The organism is Nocardia sp. NPDC019323 (genome assembly GCF_044389845.1).
In the GTDB taxonomy this organism is placed as follows: Bacteria; Actinomycetota; Actinomycetes; order Mycobacteriales; family Mycobacteriaceae; genus Nocardia; species Nocardia implantans.
The window spans coordinates 23812-40940 of sequence record NZ_JBIRYN010000006.1 but is presented as its reverse complement, the minus strand read 5'-3'; the positions used below and the strand labels follow the sequence as shown (position 1 = coordinate 40940).

The following is a 17129-nucleotide window of genomic DNA, read 5'->3' as shown; positions in this document are numbered from 1 at the left end:
GTGACCACGCAGGGCCCCGCTCATGCCGGAAAGGACAGAGCATGAGCGGTCAGGCCCGGAGGCGGCAGCGCAGCGTGACCACGCAGGGCCCCGCTCATGCCGGAAAGGACAGAGCATGAGCGGTCAGGCCCGGAGGCGGCAGCGCAGCGTGACCACGCAGGGCCCCGCTCGCGCCGGAAAGGACAGAGCATGAGCGACCGAGAGGTCCTTCTCGAACGGCGTGACGGGCTCGGCCTGATCACGCTGAACCGGCCCAAGGCCATCAACGCCCTGAACCACTCGATGGCACTGACCATCACCGAGGCGCTGCGCGAGTGGGCCGAGGACGACGCGGTGCGCACCGTCGTGGTCACCGGCGCGGGGGAGCGCGGCCTATGCGCGGGCGGCGACATCGTCGCCATTCACGCCGACGCGAAAAGCGGCGCGAACACCGCGGATTCGGCCACCGGGCGGTTCTGGCGCGACGAGTACGTCCTCAACGCCTTGATCGGGCGCTACCCCAAGCCGTACGTGGTGGTCATGGACGGCATCGTGATGGGCGGCGGCGTGGGGCTCTCCGGGCACGGCAGCCACCGCATCGTCACCGAGCGGTCGAAGATCGGCATGCCCGAGGTCGGCATCGGGTTCGTCCCTGACGTCGGCGGCACCTACCTGCTCGCGCGGACGCCGGGCGAGATCGGCACGCACGTGGCGCTGACCACCGCCCGGATGAGCGCGGGCGACGCCATCGCCGCTGGCTTCGCCGACTATTTCGTCGCTTCCGAGCATCTGCCCGCCCTGCTGGAGACGCTGCGCACCGAGAGCGCCGACATCGCGATCGCCAAGTTCGCCACCGACGCGCCGGACTCCGCGCTGGCCGCAGGGCAGGACTGGATCGATGCCTGCTACGCAGCCGACTCCGTGGAGGAGATCGTCGCGCGGCTGCAAGCGCACGACGCGCAGGAGGCGCGGGCGGCGGCCACCGAGATCCTGGCGAAATCCCCGGTCGCGCTGAAGGTCACGCTGCGCTCGCTGCGGGCGGCACGCACCGCGCCGAGCCTGGAGGCGGTGCTGAACGAGGAGTACCGGGTGTCCATCGCGTCGCTGTCCTCCCATGATCTGGTCGAGGGCATTCGCGCCCAGGTGATCGACAAGGACCGTGCTCCGAAATGGTCGCCCGCGACCCTGGCGGAGGTCACGGACGCGCAGGTGGACGCATACTTCGCCGAGTTGGGCGATCGAGAGCTGGGTCTGCGGACCCCGGAGGTGGGTAGATGAGCAAGCGAATCGGTTTCCTCGGCCTCGGCCACATGGGCGGTCCGATGGCGGCGAACCTGGTGCGGGCCGGCTACGAGGTGCTCGCCTTCGACCCGGTGCCCGCGGCGCGGGAACAGGCCGAGCGCGACGGCGCGCTCGTGGTCGGTTCGGCCGCCGAGGCCGCCGCGGCCGAGACCGTGATCACCATGCTGCCCAACGGCAAACTCGTCCTGGACGTGTACGCCGAACTGCTGCCGGTCGCCGCGCCCGGCACCTTGTTCATCGACTGCTCCACCATCGACGTGGCCGATGCCAAGGCCGCGGCCGAACGCGCCACCGCCGCCGGGCACCGCGCGCTGGACGCACCGGTTTCCGGCGGCGTGGCCGGCGCGGCGGCGGGCACGCTGACCTTCATGGTCGGCGGTGCGGCCGAGGACTTCGCCGCCGCGCTGCCGGTGCTCGAGGTGATGGGCGGCAAGGTCGTGCACTGCGGCGGCTCCGGCGTGGGCCAGGCGGCGAAGATCTGCAACAACATGCTGCTGGGCGTGTCGATGATCGCGCTGTCGGAGTCGCTGGTGCTCGGCGAGAAGCTGGGCCTGAGTCATCAGTCGTTCTTCGACGTGGTCTCCACCGCTTCCGGCCAGAGCTGGGCGCTGACCAGCTACTGCCCGGTGCCGGGCCCGGTGCCGACCAGTCCGGCCAACAACGACTACCAGCCCGGTTTCGCGACGGCGCTCATGTCGAAGGACCTGGGCCTGGCCGCGAACGCGTTGCGGGAGAACAACGTCGACGGGCAGCTCGGTTTGCTCGCCGCGACGATCTACGACCGCTTCAACCAGACGGATGCCGGGCGGGACTTCTCGGCTATCGTCACCGATATCCGTAACCGTTCCGACAAAGAGGGTGCATAAATGGACGCATCGCGAAGCGATTCCGTGGGGGGCGGCGGCCGGGTGACGGGTGGGCGTGAGTTCGAGACGATTCTGCTGGAACGCAAGGGCCGGGTCGGCTGGATCACGCTGAACCGCCCGAAGGCGCTGAACGCGCTGAACGCGCAGGTCCTCGACGACGTCATCGCCGCGCTCGACGAGCTCGAGCACGACGACGAGATCGGCGCCATCGTGATCACCGGTTCGGAGCGGGCCTTCGCGGCGGGCGCCGACATCAAGGAGATGCAGCCCCAGTCGTACATGGACATGTTCATGAACGACTACTTCGCCCGCTGGGACCGGCTGGCGCAGTTCCGCAAGCCCACCATCGCCGCGGTCGCGGGATACGCGCTCGGCGGCGGTTGTGAGCTGGCGATGATCTGCGACATCCTGCTCGCGGCCGACACCGCGAAGTTCGGCCAGCCGGAGATCAAGCTCGGCGTCATCCCCGGCATCGGCGGCTCGCAGCGCCTGACCCGCGCGATCGGCAAGGCCAAGGCGATGGATCTGGTGCTCACCGGCCGCAATATGGACGCCGAAGAGGCCGAGCGGGCCGGGTTGGTCTCGCGCATCGTTCCCGCCGCGCAGCTGCTCGACACGGCGCTCGAGGTCGCGGAGACCATCGCGGGGATGTCGTTGCCGGTCACCATGATCGCCAAGGAAGCGGTGAACCGCTCGTTCGAGACCACGCTCGCCGAGGGCCTGCGGTTCGAACGGCGGGTCTTCCACTCGCTGTTCGCGATCGAGGACCAGAAGGAAGGCATGAGCGCCTTCGTGGAGAAGCGTCCGGCGAAGTTCACCAACCGCTGACGGGGTCCCGCCCGGCCGTATTTCCGGGCCGGGCGGGTTATCCGGTGGGTCCCAAGGTGGGGGCGACGATCTCCGCGGGCACCTTGTTCCCCTCCGGCGGGGGAGCGTTGTCGCCGGTGGCGAGCAGTCCGGCGATCGTGGCGCCCAATGCGATGGTGACCGCAGCCGCCGCGATGAGTTTGCGCCGGTCGACGGCGGCCGGAACCAGGGTGGCTCCGGCGCGCAGCCTGGCCATCCTGACCTCGCCGCCCCTGCGTTCGGCGGCGAGCAGCACGGCGCCGCGCGCGGAGACGAAGTCGGGTTCGGGGTCGTAGACGATCGGCAGATCGATCAGTTCGGCCAGCTCGGCGCGAATGCTGGGACTGCGGGTGCAGCCGCCGAGCAGCACCATGGCCTCCGGTCGCACGCCGGTCTCGTCGATGATCTGCCGCACGAACGACACCGAGTGATGAATGCCCGCCGCGCACAATTCGGCCAGGTCGCTGCGGGTCAGAACGGCTCGGTCGCCGGTGCCGTCGTCGATCGCGGTGACCACCCTTGCCTCGCTCAGCTCTTCGCGATGGCGCCGGACGGTGGTCGCGTCGGTGAGCACGCCGTCGCGGGCCAGGCGCCAGCGCAACAGCGTGTCGTAGCCGTCGCCGCCGAGCACCGTGCTGCGTTTGCTGGACAGGATGGTGTCGGTGCGGCAGTCGGCGTGGGTGATGGTCAGCCCCGAGCTGCCCAGGTCGTAGAGGATCACCGAGCCGCTGTCGGGCAGTTGGCCGGTGAAGCGCAGGTAGCGCAGCTGGGCGAGCGGTTCGTCGACGATGGTCACGTCCCGGCGGCCGATGCCCGCGCGGATGGCCTCGGCGTGCAGCGGGCAGCGGCAGGTCACCGCCGTGCCCGAGATCAGCTCGTCCCTGCGGTCGGCGGCGCCGTTCATCCGGCGGATCGCCTCGAAGACCGGTTCCTCGACGCCGCGACCCGCTCGCCGCGGCACTTCGCAGCTATCGATCGGGGGTAGGTGCGGCTGATCGGAGTGTGTCAGCATCGCGTGGGCGCCGCCAGCGCCCGCCGATACACCCAAGACCAGCACCATGTTCTCCATGGTGGACCTTTTCCGTTCCGCTGCCAAGACGGCATGCCCGGTAATTCGCCGGTTGGATGCCGGAATGTCACCCAGCGGTCGGGCAAAAGGTGTATGCGACCGACCGGTACGCCGAATCAGTCTGTGGCCGTGGCCGACCAGCGCGCCGTGCCCTCCGCGGTGTCGAAGTCGCCCGCGGCGTGTCGGAATTCGGCGAGCAGTTGCAGGAGGGTGCGCAGTCGTTCCGGGGGAAGTCCGGGCAGTGCGAAGACCTTGGCGTTGAGTTCCTCGGTCGCCTTCGCCACCAATTCCCGTCCGGCGTCGGTGATTTCGATCAAGGTAGCGCGCCGGTCGCTGGGATGCGGCACCCGCTCGACGAGTTTCGCCGCCTCCAGCCGGTCGACGGTGTTGGTGACGCTGGTCGGGTGCACCTGCAAGCGGGCGCTGGCCTTCGCCATCGGCAGCGCCCCGGTCTTGCTGAAACTGAGCAGCATGAGCAGCTCGTAGCGGGAGAAGGTCAATCCCGTGGGTTTGAGCGCCTCGTCCACCCGTGCCATCACGATTTGCTGAGCCCGGACCAGCGAGGTCACCGCGGCCATGCCGTCGGCGACATCGCCCCAGCCGTGGCCGACCCACTGGCGGTGGGCCTCCTCGATCGGGTCGTTCGGAAGCGGGCGTGGCCGAGACATGTTCCGATCATTCCATGCCGTCGCAGGAGGGCGGGGGCATCCGGCCAGGCTTCGGATCACCGTGAGCGTAAAGGTAGGCCGCGGCGACCGGCCGCGGGCACTATCTAGGGCGAGGCGGGCGTGGCTGAGTGGTTTAGGCAACGGTCTGCAAAGCCGTTTACGCGGGTTCAATTCCCGCCGCTCGCTCCAAAAGTCCTCGGTGCTCGGTCCACGCCGAGCACCGAGGGAAGCGTGGCCGGGACGAATCCGGGCGCTCGTTTCAGGAGGCTCCGGTCGGCTCGGAATACGCCACGGCCGAGCCGATCACTTCCAGACGCACGCGCTGCCCGGTTACCGGGGCGGCGACGCTGGCCCGGCGCACCCGAATGGGCGTGGCGGTGCCTTCCAGTTCGATGGTCAGGATGACATCGGCGCCGCGGAAGTCGACGGCGCGGACCCGGCCGGTTTCCGTCTCGCTCTCCGAAGCAACATGGGCGACAAGCTGTTCCGGGCGCAGCATGATCGTCGCCGGTCCGCTCGCGGCATCGCGCTGCACCGGGATCCGGCCCAGTGCGCACTTGGCCACGTCGGCTTCCACCACCGCGTCCAGCAGCACGCAATCGCCGAGAAACCGGGCGGTGAACAGGTCCTTGGGCGTGGCGTAGACCTCCTTCGGCGTCCCCACCTGAGTGAAGCGCCCTTCCCGCATCACCGCCACCTGCTCGGCGAAACTGAGCGCCTCCTCCTGGTCGTGCGTCACCAGGATGCTGGTCATGCCCGCCTCGCGCAGCGTGTCGGCCACCGCCTGCCTGGTCGTCGCGCGCAGGCCCGCGTCCAGCGCGCTGAACGGCTCGTCCAGCAGCATCACCGACGGTTTGCGCGCCAGCGCGCGAGCCAGGGCCACGCGCTGCTGCTGGCCGCCGGAAAGCTGATGCGGCCGCCGGTCGGCATAGGACGCGTCCAGCGACACCATCTCCAGCAGTTCGTGCACCCGCCCGCGGCTGTTGCGGCGCAGGCCGGGCAGCCCGTAAGCGATGTTCTGCCCGACGGTCAGGTGCGGGAACAGCGCGCCGTCCTGGGCGACGTAACCGATGTTACGGCGCTGCGGCGGAACCGAGACGCGTTCGCCGACAACGGTTTCCGATCCGATCGACACCGAACCCGTATCCGGCGACTCGAATCCGGCGATCACCCGGAGCAGCGTGGTCTTGCCGCAACCGGACGACCCGACCACCGCGGTCGCGGTGTGATCCGGCACGTCGAGGTCGATCCCGCCGAGCACCCGGGTGTGGCCGAAGGTCTTCGAGACATCGGCGACGACAACGCGACTCATATCCCGGCCGCCTTCCGCGAGTTGGTGAACAGCAGGTAGGTCACCGGCACCGCGGCGACGATCATGATCAGCGCGTACGGCGCTGCGCCCGCGTAGTCCAATTCGCCGGACAGGCCCCAGAACCGCATCGCCAGCGTGCGGGTTCCGTTGGGCGCCAGCAGCAGGGTCGCGGTGAGCTCCGTCGCCACGGCGACGAACACCAGTGCGGCGGCCGCCGCCGCGGCAGGCGCCGCGAGACGCAGCGTGACCAGGAAGAACGTCGCGGGCCCCGATTTGCCCAGCGACCGGGACGCCTCCTCCAAGCCGACCGGCACCTGGGCGAGCCCGGCCCGCACGCTGACCAGGGCGCGGGGCAGGAACAGCAGGAGATAGGCGGCGATCACCATGCCCGCCGTCTGGTAGAGCGCGGGCGCCCACCGGATGGTCACGGTCACCATCGCCAGCGCGATCACGATGCCCGGCAGCGAACTGGTGATGTAGTTGGCGCCCTCGATCAGCCGGGCGAACGCCGAGGTGGAACGCACCGCGATCCACGCGACCGGGAACGCGCACAGAGTGGTGAGCAGTGCGGCGACGGCCGCGAGGCCGATCGTCTGCCCGAGCGCGTTGCCGATGTCGGTGAGATCCCACACCGCCGTGCCGCCGATGCGCAACCAGCGACCGATGGTCCACAGCGGCACCCCCAGCGCGCCCGCCGTCACCGCGACGAGCGCGGCCAGCACCGGCAATGTCCCGGCGCGCAACCGGATGCGGGTCGCGGCGCGCGGCGCACCGCTGCCGATCCGCGCGTAACGTGCCCGGCCGCGCAGCCCCGCCTCCGCCCCGAGCAGCGCCAGGCAGCACAGCACGAGCACACCGGCCAGCATGCTGCCGGCCGGCCCGGCGAAGCTGGACTGGTACTGCTCGAAGATGGCCGTGGTGAACGTGTCGAACCGGACCATCACGAAGGCGCCGTATTCGGCGAGCAGATGCAGTCCGATGAGCAACCCGCCACCGAGGATCGCCAGGCGCAGCTGCGGCAGCACGATCCGCGCGAACACCGCGACCGGACCCGATCCCAGGGCACGCGCCGATTCCTCCACCGCGGGGTCGAGACGGCGCAACGTGGCCGCCGCAGGCAGATAGACCAGCGGGAAGTAGGACATCGTCGAGATCACCACGCCCGCCCACAGGCCGTGCATGGTGGGGAAGACGCTCACCCACGCATAGCTGTTGACGAAGGCGGGGACCGCGAGCGGCGCCGCGAAAACCGGCCCCCACCACGACTTCCCCGGCACGTCGGTGCGTTCGACCACCCAGGCCAGCCCGACGCCGAGCGCCACGCAGATCGGCACGGTGCACACCACCAGCGCGGCCGTGTTGCGCAGCAGCTCACCGACTCTGGGACGGAACACCAGCTCGGCCGCCTGATCGAGGCCGGTGGACAACAACGTCGAAACGATGTAGCCGAGCGGCACGAACGTCGCCGCGACCAGCAGCAGCGCCACGCAGGTGACCACCGGCCCCGGCCTGCCGACCCGGGGCGCGGCGACAGCGGTCCGCAGTGCCACGGCTACAGCAGACCCGCTTCGGTCATCAGCTGGGTGACCTTCTTCGAGTCCAGCTCGGACGGATCGACCGCGGGCGCTTGGAGGTCGGCCAGCGGCGGCAGCGCCGGGTTGGCGGCCACACCGGCGGCCACCGGGTACTCCAGCGACGCGCCGTCGCGCAACACCTCTTGCCCGGTCTTGCCGACGATGAACGCCAGGAACTTCTGCGCCGCCTCCTGCTTCTTGCTCGCCTTCAGCACGCCGCCGCCGGAGACGCTGACGAAGGCGCCCGGGTCCTGGTTCCTGAAGTAGTGCAGGGCGGTGCCTGCGCTGCTCTCCTTGGTGTTCGCCTGATCGCGGTACCAGTAGTAGTGGTAGATGACGCCGCCGTCCGGGCTGCCGGAGTTGACCGCCTTCATGGTGGCGACGTTGTTCGGGAACGGCGTCGCGTTCTCCTTCATGCCCTTCAGCCAGGCGCGGGTGACGTCCTCGCCCTTCAGCGCCAGCAGGGCCGCCACGATCGCCTGGAAGTCGGCGCCGGAGACGCCCGCGCCCCAACGCCCCTTCCACTGCGGCTGCGCCAGATCCAGCAGCGAAGCGGGCAGCTGACCGGGCTGGACCTTGTTCTTGTTGTAGACGAAGACCGTCGAACGCGCCGCGACGCCGGTCCACTTGCCGGTGGACGGGCGGAACTGCGCGGGCACCTGCTCCAGGGTCTCGGCGTCCACGTCGGCGAACAGGCCCGCGTTCTCCACCAGCGCCATGGCGGGGGAGTTCTCGGTGAGGAAGACGTCGGCAGGCGAGGCGGCGCCTTCGGCGACCAGCTGGTTGCCCAGCGCGGTGTCGCCGCCCTGGCGCAACGTCACCTTGATGCCGGTCTCCTCGGTGAACGCCTCGGCCCACTCTTTGGTGAGCGACTCGTGCTGCGCGTTGTAGACGGTGATCTCGTTGGCGTCGTCGGAGGAATTCGAGCAAGCCGTGCTGCCGAGCGCCGTCAAGGTGAGGACCAATCCAGCGGCAATCGTCTTCCATCTGACCGGCTTCATCCTCGTCCTTCCGACCGCGCTACCCGTGCATATGTTGAGGCTTACCTAAGGAAGATACCGCGTCCGACATGCGGGAATGTCCGCAGCCGCCGGCATTCGCCCGGTTCGTCACGCCAGTCCCGAGAAGTCGCGCGGCACAACGTGATTGCGGTCGGCGCAGGTGCCCAGCGTGTAATCCGGTTGCAGTCCGAAGTACTCGCCGCGGGTGAGCGCGCTCCAGCGCCGGGCGTCCTCGGTGCGGGTCTTGTAGAAATTCACCATGTAGCCGCCCTCGTAGAGGCGCAGCAGGCTGTAGCCGCCCGGATACTCCTTGACCGCGGCGACCTCCAGGAACTCCACCGCGCACGGCGCGTCCGGCCTGGTGCGGCGATTGCGGTGGGTGTGGCCGCTGTGCTGCAGGAACACCCCGGGACTGCGAGTGTAGAGCGCCTGCAACTCGGCGCTGTCGCGTCCGTCGAGCACGAACCCCGGTCCGGCGAGGTTGGTCAGCCCCGATTCCGCCGTGACCGGGTGATGGCCGAACACCAGCGTCGGCCGGTCGGGGTCGGCACGCAGGCGTTCGGCGAGGTGATCGAACTGCGGGCGCTCGATGGACCCGCCCGCGCCGTCGAGCCTGCTGGTGTCCAATCCCAATACCCGCAGGCCGCCGACCTCGTGTTCGACCAGTTCCTGCCGCGGGGAGAAGACATCGGCCCAGCAGTCGCGGTGGTCGGCGGGCGCGGGCGCGCAACCGGCGTATTCACCACCCACGTGCGGCCGGTCGTGGTTGCCGCGCACGGCCAGGTAGTCGTCGCCGAACTCGCCCCAGGCGTCGAGGCGCGAGCGCACCGTGCGGATGTCGTGCTCGGAGGCTTCGGCCGTGAGGTCGCCCGCGAGCGCGAGGAGTTCCGCCGCGCGGTCGGGCCTGCGCAAGTCGTCCAGCATCGCGGCCAGCATCACCTCGGGATAGGGCGTGAGGCCGGGGTCCTGCCGGAAGCCGGGCGGCAGGTCGCCGACGATCAGCCCGCTGACCTGCTCGCCGTAGTGCACGTCGTTGGCCAGTGCCACCGTGCGCAGCCTGCGGCCGGGCGGCGGGACCAGCGTGGTGAACTCACCGCGTGCTTCCGGCGCGGCGGGGTCGGCCGTGGTGAGCGACAGCGCCGGTGTGGCGCGCAGGCCCGCCGACCAGGCTTCGAAGCGGTAGGCGCGTCCCGGTTCGAGGCCGTCGATCTCGGCGTAGTGGAAGGGTGTGGGGTGGTCGTCGGCGAAAACCGGCGCCGGTGCGCGCGGGGAGTCGGCGGGAGCGATCCGCACCTGGGTGTCGGTGGCGACGGGCAGCAGGCGACCGGCCGGGTCGGGCGCGAGCGTGGTCCAGGTGACGATCACCGAGGTGTCGGTGACGGTGACCACTTCCAGGTCGGTCGCGATAGTCGTATCCGGTCGAGCCCGAGCAGGTTTCGTGTTGACGGCGAAGGGGAGCAGTGCGCTGAGGCCGAACGCGCGCAGGACGGTCCTGCGGCTGGGGCCGCAGCAACTCATGCGTGAGCGCAGGCGATCAGCGCGTCCCCTCCTGGGAGCAGACCTTCCACTTGCCGTCTTCTTTCTTCAGATGCTCGGTCGTGCTGGTCTCGGTATCGGGTTGCTCGCCAGGCACCGCGACGGTGAGTTTGCCGCTGACCTTCGCGGTCGCGGTGTCCCCGGTGACGACGATGTCGTCGATCCTATCGATGGTGACCGACACCGAGGTGCTGTCGAATTCCCGCTTCTCGCTTTCGGTCATCGCCTCGAACGCGGCGCGTTCGCGGACGCACGCCTGTTCGGCCGCCGCGCGGAAGCCGCGGGTGTCCAGGGTCTCGTAGAAGTCGCGGATCGCCAGCTCGATCCTCTTCTCTTCCGAGGCGAGCGGGCCTTTGCCTCGAGTGGTCAAGAAGAATCCGGCGATCACCGCGCCCGCGATCACCAGCACGACTATGACCACCAAGCCCGCGATCAGGCCGGTGTGGCTCTTCTTCGGCGGTGGTCCCCAGGGCGGGTAGCCGGGTGGCGGATAGCCCGGTCCGGGCGGAGGGGGAGGTTGCCCCGGCGGCGGAAAGGGTTGCCCTGGTCCGGGCGGTGGGTAGCCAGGGGGCGGCTGCGGTGGTTGGTCATCCGGCGGTTGCCCGCCCGGTGGATAAGCCATGTCGTCCTCCGGTCTGCCCCCGGGTGCCTGCATCGCTACGGCAAAGGCGTGCCCGGGTGGCCGGAAACCAAACCGGGCCGGATCATCCGCCGGAACGAGGCGGGCCATGTCGCCGAGAACAAGACGGTTGCGCGCGAGCGGTCCGGGTGTCCAGCCTGCGAACGGGCTGGCCCGCAGCGCGCGCGACACGCGGCGCCTCGTCCGTGTCCTTGTCCGCCCGGCCTGCACCACGCGAGTAGTGCAAGTCCCCCGGTTCGGCGTAATGGCCTGCGGTTCGCGCGGCCTGGAGGCAGGGGGCATCGCGGTGCGCTGTTCAGGCACCCAAGGCGGCATGCCAGCGTGCGGTGTCGGTGTACTGGTGCAGTCGCGTGATGCGGCCGTCGTCGTCGACTTGCCACAGGTGCACGAATTCGGCTTCGTACTCCCGGCCGGTGGCACGGGCCGCGCCGCGATAGCGCCCCGTCACCACAACGGTGCCGTCGGTGGTCTCCTGCCAGGTCTCGTCGTACGGTGCGGTGTCGAACTCTCGCGCGACCGCGCCCCAGACGCGCGCCATCACCGCCAGCGGACCGTGGAAGACGCCGCCCGCGCCGCACGGCAGGCCCGGTGCGGTTCGCGCCTCGAACTCCGGATGCAGCAGGGCCAGGATCGCCGGTCCGTCGCCGGTCTGAGTCGCGGTGTAGAAACCCTTGACGACCTCGGATTTAGTAGACATGTCGCACTCCTTCTAGTGTGATCGTTCTAGAACGAACATACTAGATCCCGGGGCGTGGCGGCAGTGTGTCCGTCGTCATGCCGCCCGATTCGGGCTGTGTTTGCCTGGTGCTTGCCGCATATGTCCGGCTAACATTCGAACATGGGTTCGATAAGCGATGAAACGCCGCGAACCGAGGGAACGGAACCCGAGCTGGTCTACCCGAACCGAACCGGCCACTACTACCGGACGCTGACCTATCCGCCGCGGCCGGTCTGGGTGCGACTGGACGCGATCCTGGTCCGCGATCCGGGGACGCCGCGCCATGTGAACGGCGCCGGGGTCATCATGCGCGGCGAGCGTCCGGGAACCCTGACGCACTGGCTGCCCACCGTCGACGGCGACTGGATGGGCCGGGTGAACTACAGCATCCAGTTCGCCGACGGCCGTCCGGACCTGCAAGTGCGCGACCAATTGGTCCCGGCGTACGCGCTGCGCCCGCGTCATACCGGACAATCCGGACCGGAAGCCGATTGATCCGGCCGCGCGGAAAGGTCGCGCGAGCCGGGCCCGATCCATTGCCGCGAATTCGCCGGTTCTGTCGGTATTCGCGCGACCGCTGCCAGTGTCGTGTGCTGTGCGGTTTGCTGCTCCCGGCTTCGCGGCCCGAATGGGTTGTCCGGTCGATTGCCGGCCCGGTTGTCGGCGTAGGGGGCCGGTGATACGTTGCCCGGCATGGGATTTCAGTTGCCGCATCCCGAGGTGCTGTGGGCGCGCGTGACCGTCTTGGACGTGATCACCTGCGCCACGCACACCGATCGGGCCGCGAGCGGACAGGAGATCGGGCAGACGGCCAGAGTGGAAGGCGGCCGGCTGATCAACGACGACGGCGAGGGCAATTGGTACTCGCTGGTCAGATACCCCGGTGAGCGCGCGCTGCTATTCGGGCGAGACGAGGACAACGAGGTCGCCGGAACCTCCTACGACCCGCTGGCCGCGGCGCCCGCCTGGGTGCGCTCGGTGGAACCGACGACGAAGCTGCCCGGCGGCGTCGAAGGCCCGGTCAGCTTCGTGCGCTGGTGGGAGTTCGGCCGCTGGCAGCACGCGCCGACCGACCTCGACGACGGCCTCGAGATCAGCCTCAGCGCCGCAGCCGACCGGGAGGACTTCACCGGCAGCGTCATGAGCGCCGCCATCCACGCGAACTGGGTGGAGATGGACTACGAGGCGGGCAAACTGATCGCCCGCACCGTCGACCCCACCGCCCTGCACGCCCTCTGTGACGCGACCGAGAACGGCGCCGTCACCAAGGCCCACTTCTACTTCCTCGAGCCCGGCCTCACGGCCCCCGCCTTCACCTACCTCACCAACGCGGGCGTCCTCACTTCCACCGGCAAACCCACCGAACCCCTGCCATAACCGTCGCGCGGCGTACGGCACCTACCATCCGAAAAGGGCTCCCGTCCAGGGAGCCCTTTTCCTATGACAACGGCATTCGCAGCATCGCCATGGAACCGCCCCGAAGACGCACCGCTCATCTGTCACCGGATCGGATATCGCCATGGGCCATCGTCTCGGCCACCTCTTGCCCACAGCGCTGAGCTTCCAGACGAGAAAGGCCCCCGACCGGTCTGGTCGGGGGCCTTCGCTCGGTGCCCTCGGCAGGATTCGAACCTGCGGCCTTCTGCTCCGGAGGCAGACGCTCTATCCCCTGAGCTACGAGGGCGGGATAGGGCTCGGTCGGGGCCGGAATGGCGGTCCGATCGGGCTGGGTCAGCCTATCGTATCGGCGGCCGTCCGCCAAAAAGCGCGGACGGCGGCGGGTTTTCGGGTTATGGGAGAGGGGCCGCGCCGCGGGCGGTGAGCATGGTGGTCATCAGGTCGGATTCGCCGCGCTGGGTGGTGGCCATGGTCTCGGCGAGGGTGCGCACCGCGGTGGTGTCGGCGTGCTGGGCGGCGTAGTCGATCATCGACAGCCCGCCCTGGTGGTGGCGCAGCATGAGCTGCAGGAACATCGTGTCCAGCTTGGGGCTGGTGGCCTGGCGCAGCGCGGCGAGTTCGGCGGGAGTGGCCATGCCGGGCATGGTGGAGACCGGGCCGGAGTGGTGGGGCATGCCGGCGCCGGAATGATCGTGGCCGTCCATCGGCTCGGCCATCCAGCCCATGAACCCGTCGACGCTCTGCGCGGATTCGCCCCACAGTTGCAGCCAGCCCTGCATGCGCCCGATCTGGCTCTGCTGGGTGGTGAGGATGTCGTAGGCCAAGCGCCGTACCTCGGTGTCGGTGGAGCGAACCAGCAGCACACCCGCCATCTCGACGGCTTGGGCGTGATGCGCCGACATGTCCTGGCCGAAGCCGACGTCGACCGGGCCCGGGTCGGGCTCGGCGGAACCGTTCAGCGGTATCCGGGCGAGCACGCCGATCGCGAACCCGATCAGGATGGCGCCGATGATGCCGAGAGTCAGCAGCGCGGTGCGCTGGCGGCGGAACTGCCCGCCGATGCCGGACTCCGCCGGAGCTTCGCGGTCACCGGCTCCGCCCGTCGCTTCCCGGCCGGATGCGGCGGCTCCGCGATCGCCTGATCCGGCGGGTGCTTCGCCGCCGGAGCCAGTGGAGGCTCCTGGATCGCCGGATCTCGAGGCCGCGCGATCGCCGGTCTTGCCGAATTCATGAGCACCGGACGCAGTGGGTGTCGCGCGATCTCCGGCCCCGGCAGTTTCGCGATTCCCGGACCCGCTGACGTCAGGAGCGCCGGACGTTGCGCGATCCTTGGTTTTGCCAGCGTCAAGAGTCCCGGACACTGCGGAGGCTGCCCGATCCTCAGCCCCGCTGACTTCATGAGCCCTGGATGCTGTGGACCCTGAGCGATCCCCGGACACACTGTCGCGAGCCTTGGACCCTCCGGATGCTTCCCCGGCCCCGACAGCTTCGCGCCTCGCGGACTCCGCACCCTTCCGATCGCCGGACACTACTGCCCCGCGGCGGGCGCGGGCGGCACGGGCGCGGGCTGCACCGGCACCGGAGCGCCGGGCACACCGGGAAGCCCAGGAAGACCGGGCACGCCGGGCACACCCGGCAGACCCCCAGGCATGCCGCCGAGCTCGGTCTGATCCTTCTGCGCGCCCTTGCCGTCCATCGGCACCGCGTCGGGGCCGGGCGGCGTCGGGTCGAACGGCGGCGGGTTGTCGGTGTCGAACACGATGGTCGAGCAGTCCGCGCCGACCTCGGGGTAGGTGTAGTTGTTCAGCCGCAGAGCGGTGATGAACTGGCCGACGCGCTTGTCGTCGGGGCTGTCCAGCTTCAACTGGTGCCCCCAGGACTGCAAGGAGACGGCGGAGTCGAGGCCGGGGTAGGGCGACATCAGCGTGTACGGCTTGCCCTCGACCTTCGCCTTCAGCGTCGCGATGCCGTCGGCGTCCACCTTGTCGGGGTTGTAGGTGATCCACACCGCGCCGTGCTCGAGCGAGTGCACCGCGTTCTCCACCCGGATCGGCTTGTCGTAGACCACGCCGGTGCAGGTCGCCCACGACTGGTCGTGCGGGCCGCCGAACGGCGGGGCCTGGTCGTAGGCCACTCGCTGGTTCGAGCCGATGTGCAGCCCGGCGGGGTATTCCTTCTTCACCACGCCCGCGATCCCGTCGGACGGATCCTTCTTCTGCGCGCTCGGCGTGTACTTGTCCAGGTCGGCCTTTTCCCGGTACTTGGGGACCAGGCTGTAAGCCAGCGCGCCGATCAATGCGATGATTACTACGGCCGCGCCGATGGCCAACCAGGGAATCTGGCGATTCTTCTTCGGAAGCTGTCCTTGTCCACCCCGCTTGCGGGGAGACGACAACTTCGCCGCGGCCTTGGCGGCCTTGGCCGATTTGGCGCTGGGACTGCTAGGCATCGCTCAGTGTGCTCTTTCGACGTGGATGGATCCGCTGGCTGCGCAGTGCCCACCCGAGGTGTACACCCGCCAAGACCATAGGATAGAGACTCGTGACTCCAGCTGACCTTGCAGATCTCCTTCGCTCCACCGCGGCGAAGGTGCTTGTCGAACGCGGACTGGACCCCGCGGTCCTGCCCGACGAGGTCACCGTGGAGCGTCCCCGCAACCCGGAACACGGCGACTATGCCACGAACGTCGCGATGCAGGTGGCCAAGCGCGCCGGAACCAAGCCGCGTGACCTGGCCACCTGGCTGGCCGACGCGCTGGCCGAGGCCGACGGCGTCGCCGCGGCCGAGGTCGCAGGGCCGGGATTCCTGAACATCCGCCTCGCGGCCTCCGCGCAGGGCGCGATCATCGAGCGGGTGCTCGCCGCGGGCGCGGCGTACGGCACCGCGGAGACGCTGAAGGGCACCAGGATCAACCTCGAGTTCGTCTCGGCGAACCCGACCGGCCCCGTGCATCTGGGCGGGACCCGGTGGGCCTCGGTCGGCGACGCGCTCGGCCGCATCCTGGCCGCGCAGGGCGCGGACGTGGTGCGCGAGTACTACTTCAACGACCACGGCGCGCAGATCGACCGGTTCGCCGCCTCGCTGGTCGCGGCCGCCACCGGCGCGCCGACCCCGGAGAACGGCTACGCGGGCGCCTACATCGGCGAGATCGCCGACAAGATCGTTGCCGCCAACCCCGGCGCGCTGAGCAAGCCGGAGGCCGAGCGGCTCGAGCTGTTCAGGGCCGAGGGCGTCGAGCTGATGTTCGCGCACATCAAGGAGTCGCTGCACGAGTTCGGCACCGACTTCGACGTCTACTTCAACGAGAGCTCGCTGTTCGCCTCCGGCGCTGTCGAGCAGGCCGTGGAGCGGCTGAAGAACTCCGGCGACCTGTACGAGAAGGACGGCGCCTGGTGGATCGCCAGCTCGGAATACGGTGACGACCAGGACCGGGTGGTCATCAAGAGCGACGGCAAAGCCGCCTACATCGCCGGCGACATCGCCTATTTCCAGGACAAGCGGGCGCGTGGCTTCGACCTGTGCATCTACATGCTCGGCGCCGATCACCACGGTTACATCGGCAGGCTGAAGGCCGCCGCGGCCGCGTTCGGCGACGACCCGGCCACGGTCGAGGTGCTGATCGGGCAGATGGTGAACCTGCTGCGCGACGGCGTCGCGGTGAAGATGAGCAAGCGGGCGGGCACCGTGGTGACCCTGGACGACCTGGTCGAGGCCATCGGCGTGGACGCGGCGCGGTATTCGCTGGTGCGTTCGTCGGTGAACTCGAGCATCGACATCGATCTGAACCTGTGGGCCAGCCAGAGCAACGAGAACCCGGTCTACTACGTGCAGTACGCGCACGCGCGGACCGCGTCCATCGCGCGCAACGCCGCGCAGTTCGACTACGACTCCGTCACCGCCGACCTCGCGCTGCTGTCGGCCGAGGAGGAGGGCGAACTGATCCGCACCCTCGGTGAGTACCCGCGGGTGGTGTCCAGTGCGGCGAGCCTGCGCGAACCGCATCGGGTGGCCCGCTACCTGGAGGAACTGGCGGGCGCGTACCACCGATTCCAGACCAACAAGAACCTGCGCGTCCTGCCGCTGGGCGACGACCCCGTCTCGCCGACGAACGCGGCCAGGCTCGCTCTGGTCAACGCCACGCGACAGGTGCTGGCCAACGGCCTCGGCCTGCTCGGCGTCAGCGCGCCGGAGCGCATGTGACCGGCCGGTCGACCAGAGCG

Annotated in this window: 16 protein-coding genes and 2 tRNA genes; 7 read left to right on the top strand and 11 right to left on the bottom strand. The window is 69.5% G+C overall.

Annotated elements, in window-relative coordinates:
- The first annotated feature begins 189 nt into the window (after positions 1 to 189).
- From ACH49X_RS22310 to ACH49X_RS22300, 3 genes are read left to right on the top strand one after another with little or no spacing between them, the layout of a single operon-like run.
- On the top strand, positions 190 to 1257 hold the full coding sequence (locus ACH49X_RS22310) for an enoyl-CoA hydratase/isomerase family protein (protein WP_357208994.1): 1068 nt from the start codon (positions 190 to 192) through the stop codon (positions 1255 to 1257).
- The gene (gene mmsB, locus ACH49X_RS22305; RefSeq protein WP_357208992.1) at positions 1254 to 2147 is read left to right on the top strand and encodes a 3-hydroxyisobutyrate dehydrogenase; all 894 of its coding nucleotides are present in this window, start codon (positions 1254 to 1256) and stop codon (positions 2145 to 2147) included. Before ACH49X_RS22310 ends, mmsB begins: the two co-directional genes overlap by 4 nt.
- A complete protein-coding gene (locus ACH49X_RS22300) occupies positions 2148 to 2975 on the top strand; it encodes an enoyl-CoA hydratase (RefSeq protein ID WP_357208990.1) in 828 nt (275 codons plus the stop codon).
- A 37-nt stretch (positions 2976 to 3012) separates the two neighbouring features.
- Here the strand turns inward: ACH49X_RS22300 and ACH49X_RS22295 are convergent, their stop codons facing one another.
- Positions 3013 to 3954, bottom strand: coding sequence for an Hsp70 family protein (locus ACH49X_RS22295; protein ID WP_357296723.1), 942 nt, complete (start codon positions 3952 to 3954; stop codon positions 3013 to 3015).
- Between the two features lie 224 nt (positions 3955 to 4178).
- Positions 4179 to 4730, bottom strand: a complete 552-nt coding sequence (locus tag ACH49X_RS22290) for a MarR family winged helix-turn-helix transcriptional regulator (RefSeq protein WP_195080588.1) — start codon at positions 4728 to 4730, stop codon at positions 4179 to 4181.
- Between the two features lie 114 nt (positions 4731 to 4844).
- Here ACH49X_RS22290 and ACH49X_RS22285 point away from each other — a divergent pair.
- A tRNA-Cys gene (locus ACH49X_RS22285) sits at positions 4845 to 4919 on the top strand.
- Positions 4920 to 4989: 70 nt separating this feature from the next.
- Here the strand turns inward: ACH49X_RS22285 and ACH49X_RS22280 are convergent.
- The 6 genes from ACH49X_RS22280 to ACH49X_RS22255 form a co-directional block, all read right to left on the bottom strand.
- Positions 4990 to 6042: an ABC transporter ATP-binding protein gene (locus tag ACH49X_RS22280; RefSeq protein WP_357208989.1), complete on the bottom strand. Its 1053-nt coding sequence runs from the start codon at positions 6040 to 6042 to the stop codon at positions 4990 to 4992.
- On the bottom strand, positions 6039 to 7592 hold the full coding sequence (locus ACH49X_RS22275) for an iron ABC transporter permease (protein ID WP_195080590.1): 1554 nt from the start codon (positions 7590 to 7592) through the stop codon (positions 6039 to 6041). Before ACH49X_RS22275 ends, ACH49X_RS22280 begins: the two co-directional genes overlap by 4 nt.
- Before the next feature lie 2 nt (positions 7593 to 7594).
- A complete protein-coding gene (locus ACH49X_RS22270; RefSeq protein WP_357103615.1) occupies positions 7595 to 8617 on the bottom strand; it encodes an iron ABC transporter substrate-binding protein in 1023 nt (340 codons plus the stop codon).
- A 108-nt stretch (positions 8618 to 8725) separates the two neighbouring features.
- A complete protein-coding gene (locus tag ACH49X_RS22265) occupies positions 8726 to 10135 on the bottom strand; it encodes a metallophosphoesterase (RefSeq protein WP_357208987.1) in 1410 nt (469 codons plus the stop codon).
- Positions 10136 to 10151: 16 nt separating this feature from the next.
- Positions 10152 to 10775: a hypothetical protein gene (locus tag ACH49X_RS22260; RefSeq protein WP_357209027.1), complete on the bottom strand. Its 624-nt coding sequence runs from the start codon at positions 10773 to 10775 to the stop codon at positions 10152 to 10154.
- Between the two features lie 313 nt (positions 10776 to 11088).
- On the bottom strand, positions 11089 to 11490 hold the full coding sequence (locus ACH49X_RS22255) for a nuclear transport factor 2 family protein (RefSeq protein WP_357208986.1): 402 nt from the start codon (positions 11488 to 11490) through the stop codon (positions 11089 to 11091).
- A 141-nt stretch (positions 11491 to 11631) separates the two neighbouring features.
- On the opposite strand from ACH49X_RS22255, the gene ACH49X_RS22250 reads away from it, so the two are divergent.
- Positions 11632 to 12006 (top strand): hypothetical protein, encoded by a 375-nt coding sequence (locus ACH49X_RS22250; protein WP_195080595.1) that lies wholly within the window; start codon positions 11632 to 11634, stop codon positions 12004 to 12006.
- A gap of 198 nt (positions 12007 to 12204) precedes the next feature.
- Entirely contained in the window at positions 12205 to 12888 is a 684-nt protein-coding gene (locus ACH49X_RS22245) for a hypothetical protein (protein ID WP_357103608.1), read from the top strand.
- A gap of 234 nt (positions 12889 to 13122) precedes the next feature.
- Here the strand turns inward: ACH49X_RS22245 and ACH49X_RS22240 are convergent.
- From ACH49X_RS22240 to ACH49X_RS22230, 3 genes are all read right to left on the bottom strand, one after another.
- Positions 13123 to 13195 (bottom strand) — tRNA-Arg (locus ACH49X_RS22240).
- Between the two features lie 106 nt (positions 13196 to 13301).
- Complete coding sequence (locus tag ACH49X_RS22235) at positions 13302 to 13970, bottom strand: DUF305 domain-containing protein (RefSeq protein WP_357209024.1); 669 nt, start codon at positions 13968 to 13970, stop codon at positions 13302 to 13304.
- A gap of 467 nt (positions 13971 to 14437) precedes the next feature.
- Complete coding sequence (locus tag ACH49X_RS22230; RefSeq protein WP_195080597.1) at positions 14438 to 15358, bottom strand: DUF3105 domain-containing protein; 921 nt, start codon at positions 15356 to 15358, stop codon at positions 14438 to 14440.
- 92 nt (positions 15359 to 15450) lie between these two features.
- Between ACH49X_RS22230 and argS the strand changes: the two genes are divergently transcribed.
- Entirely contained in the window at positions 15451 to 17109 is a 1659-nt protein-coding gene (gene argS / locus ACH49X_RS22225; RefSeq protein WP_195080598.1) for an arginine--tRNA ligase, read from the top strand.
- The last annotated feature ends 20 nt before the right edge of the window (positions 17110 to 17129 follow it).

Coding starts and splice junctions, on each gene's coding strand:
- ACH49X_RS22270 (WP_357103615.1), bottom strand. CDS start 8,617: ATGAAGCCGGTCAGATGGAAGACGATTGCCGCTGGATTGGTCCTCACC.
- ACH49X_RS22290 (WP_195080588.1), bottom strand. CDS start 4,730: ATGTCTCGGCCACGCCCGCTTCCGAACGACCCGATCGAGGAGGCCCAC.
- ACH49X_RS22250 (WP_195080595.1), top strand. CDS start 11,632: ATGGGTTCGATAAGCGATGAAACGCCGCGAACCGAGGGAACGGAACCC.
- ACH49X_RS22280 (WP_357208989.1), bottom strand. CDS start 6,042: ATGAGTCGCGTTGTCGTCGCCGATGTCTCGAAGACCTTCGGCCACACC.
- ACH49X_RS22230 (WP_195080597.1), bottom strand. CDS start 15,358: ATGCCTAGCAGTCCCAGCGCCAAATCGGCCAAGGCCGCCAAGGCCGCG.
- ACH49X_RS22245 (WP_357103608.1), top strand. CDS start 12,205: ATGGGATTTCAGTTGCCGCATCCCGAGGTGCTGTGGGCGCGCGTGACC.
- ACH49X_RS22260 (WP_357209027.1), bottom strand. CDS start 10,775: ATGGCTTATCCACCGGGCGGGCAACCGCCGGATGACCAACCACCGCAG.
- mmsB (WP_357208992.1), top strand. CDS start 1,254: ATGAGCAAGCGAATCGGTTTCCTCGGCCTCGGCCACATGGGCGGTCCG.
- ACH49X_RS22300 (WP_357208990.1), top strand. CDS start 2,148: ATGGACGCATCGCGAAGCGATTCCGTGGGGGGCGGCGGCCGGGTGACG.
- ACH49X_RS22310 (WP_357208994.1), top strand. CDS start 190: ATGAGCGACCGAGAGGTCCTTCTCGAACGGCGTGACGGGCTCGGCCTG.
- ACH49X_RS22255 (WP_357208986.1), bottom strand. CDS start 11,490: ATGTCTACTAAATCCGAGGTCGTCAAGGGTTTCTACACCGCGACTCAG.
- ACH49X_RS22265 (WP_357208987.1), bottom strand. CDS start 10,135: ATGAGTTGCTGCGGCCCCAGCCGCAGGACCGTCCTGCGCGCGTTCGGC.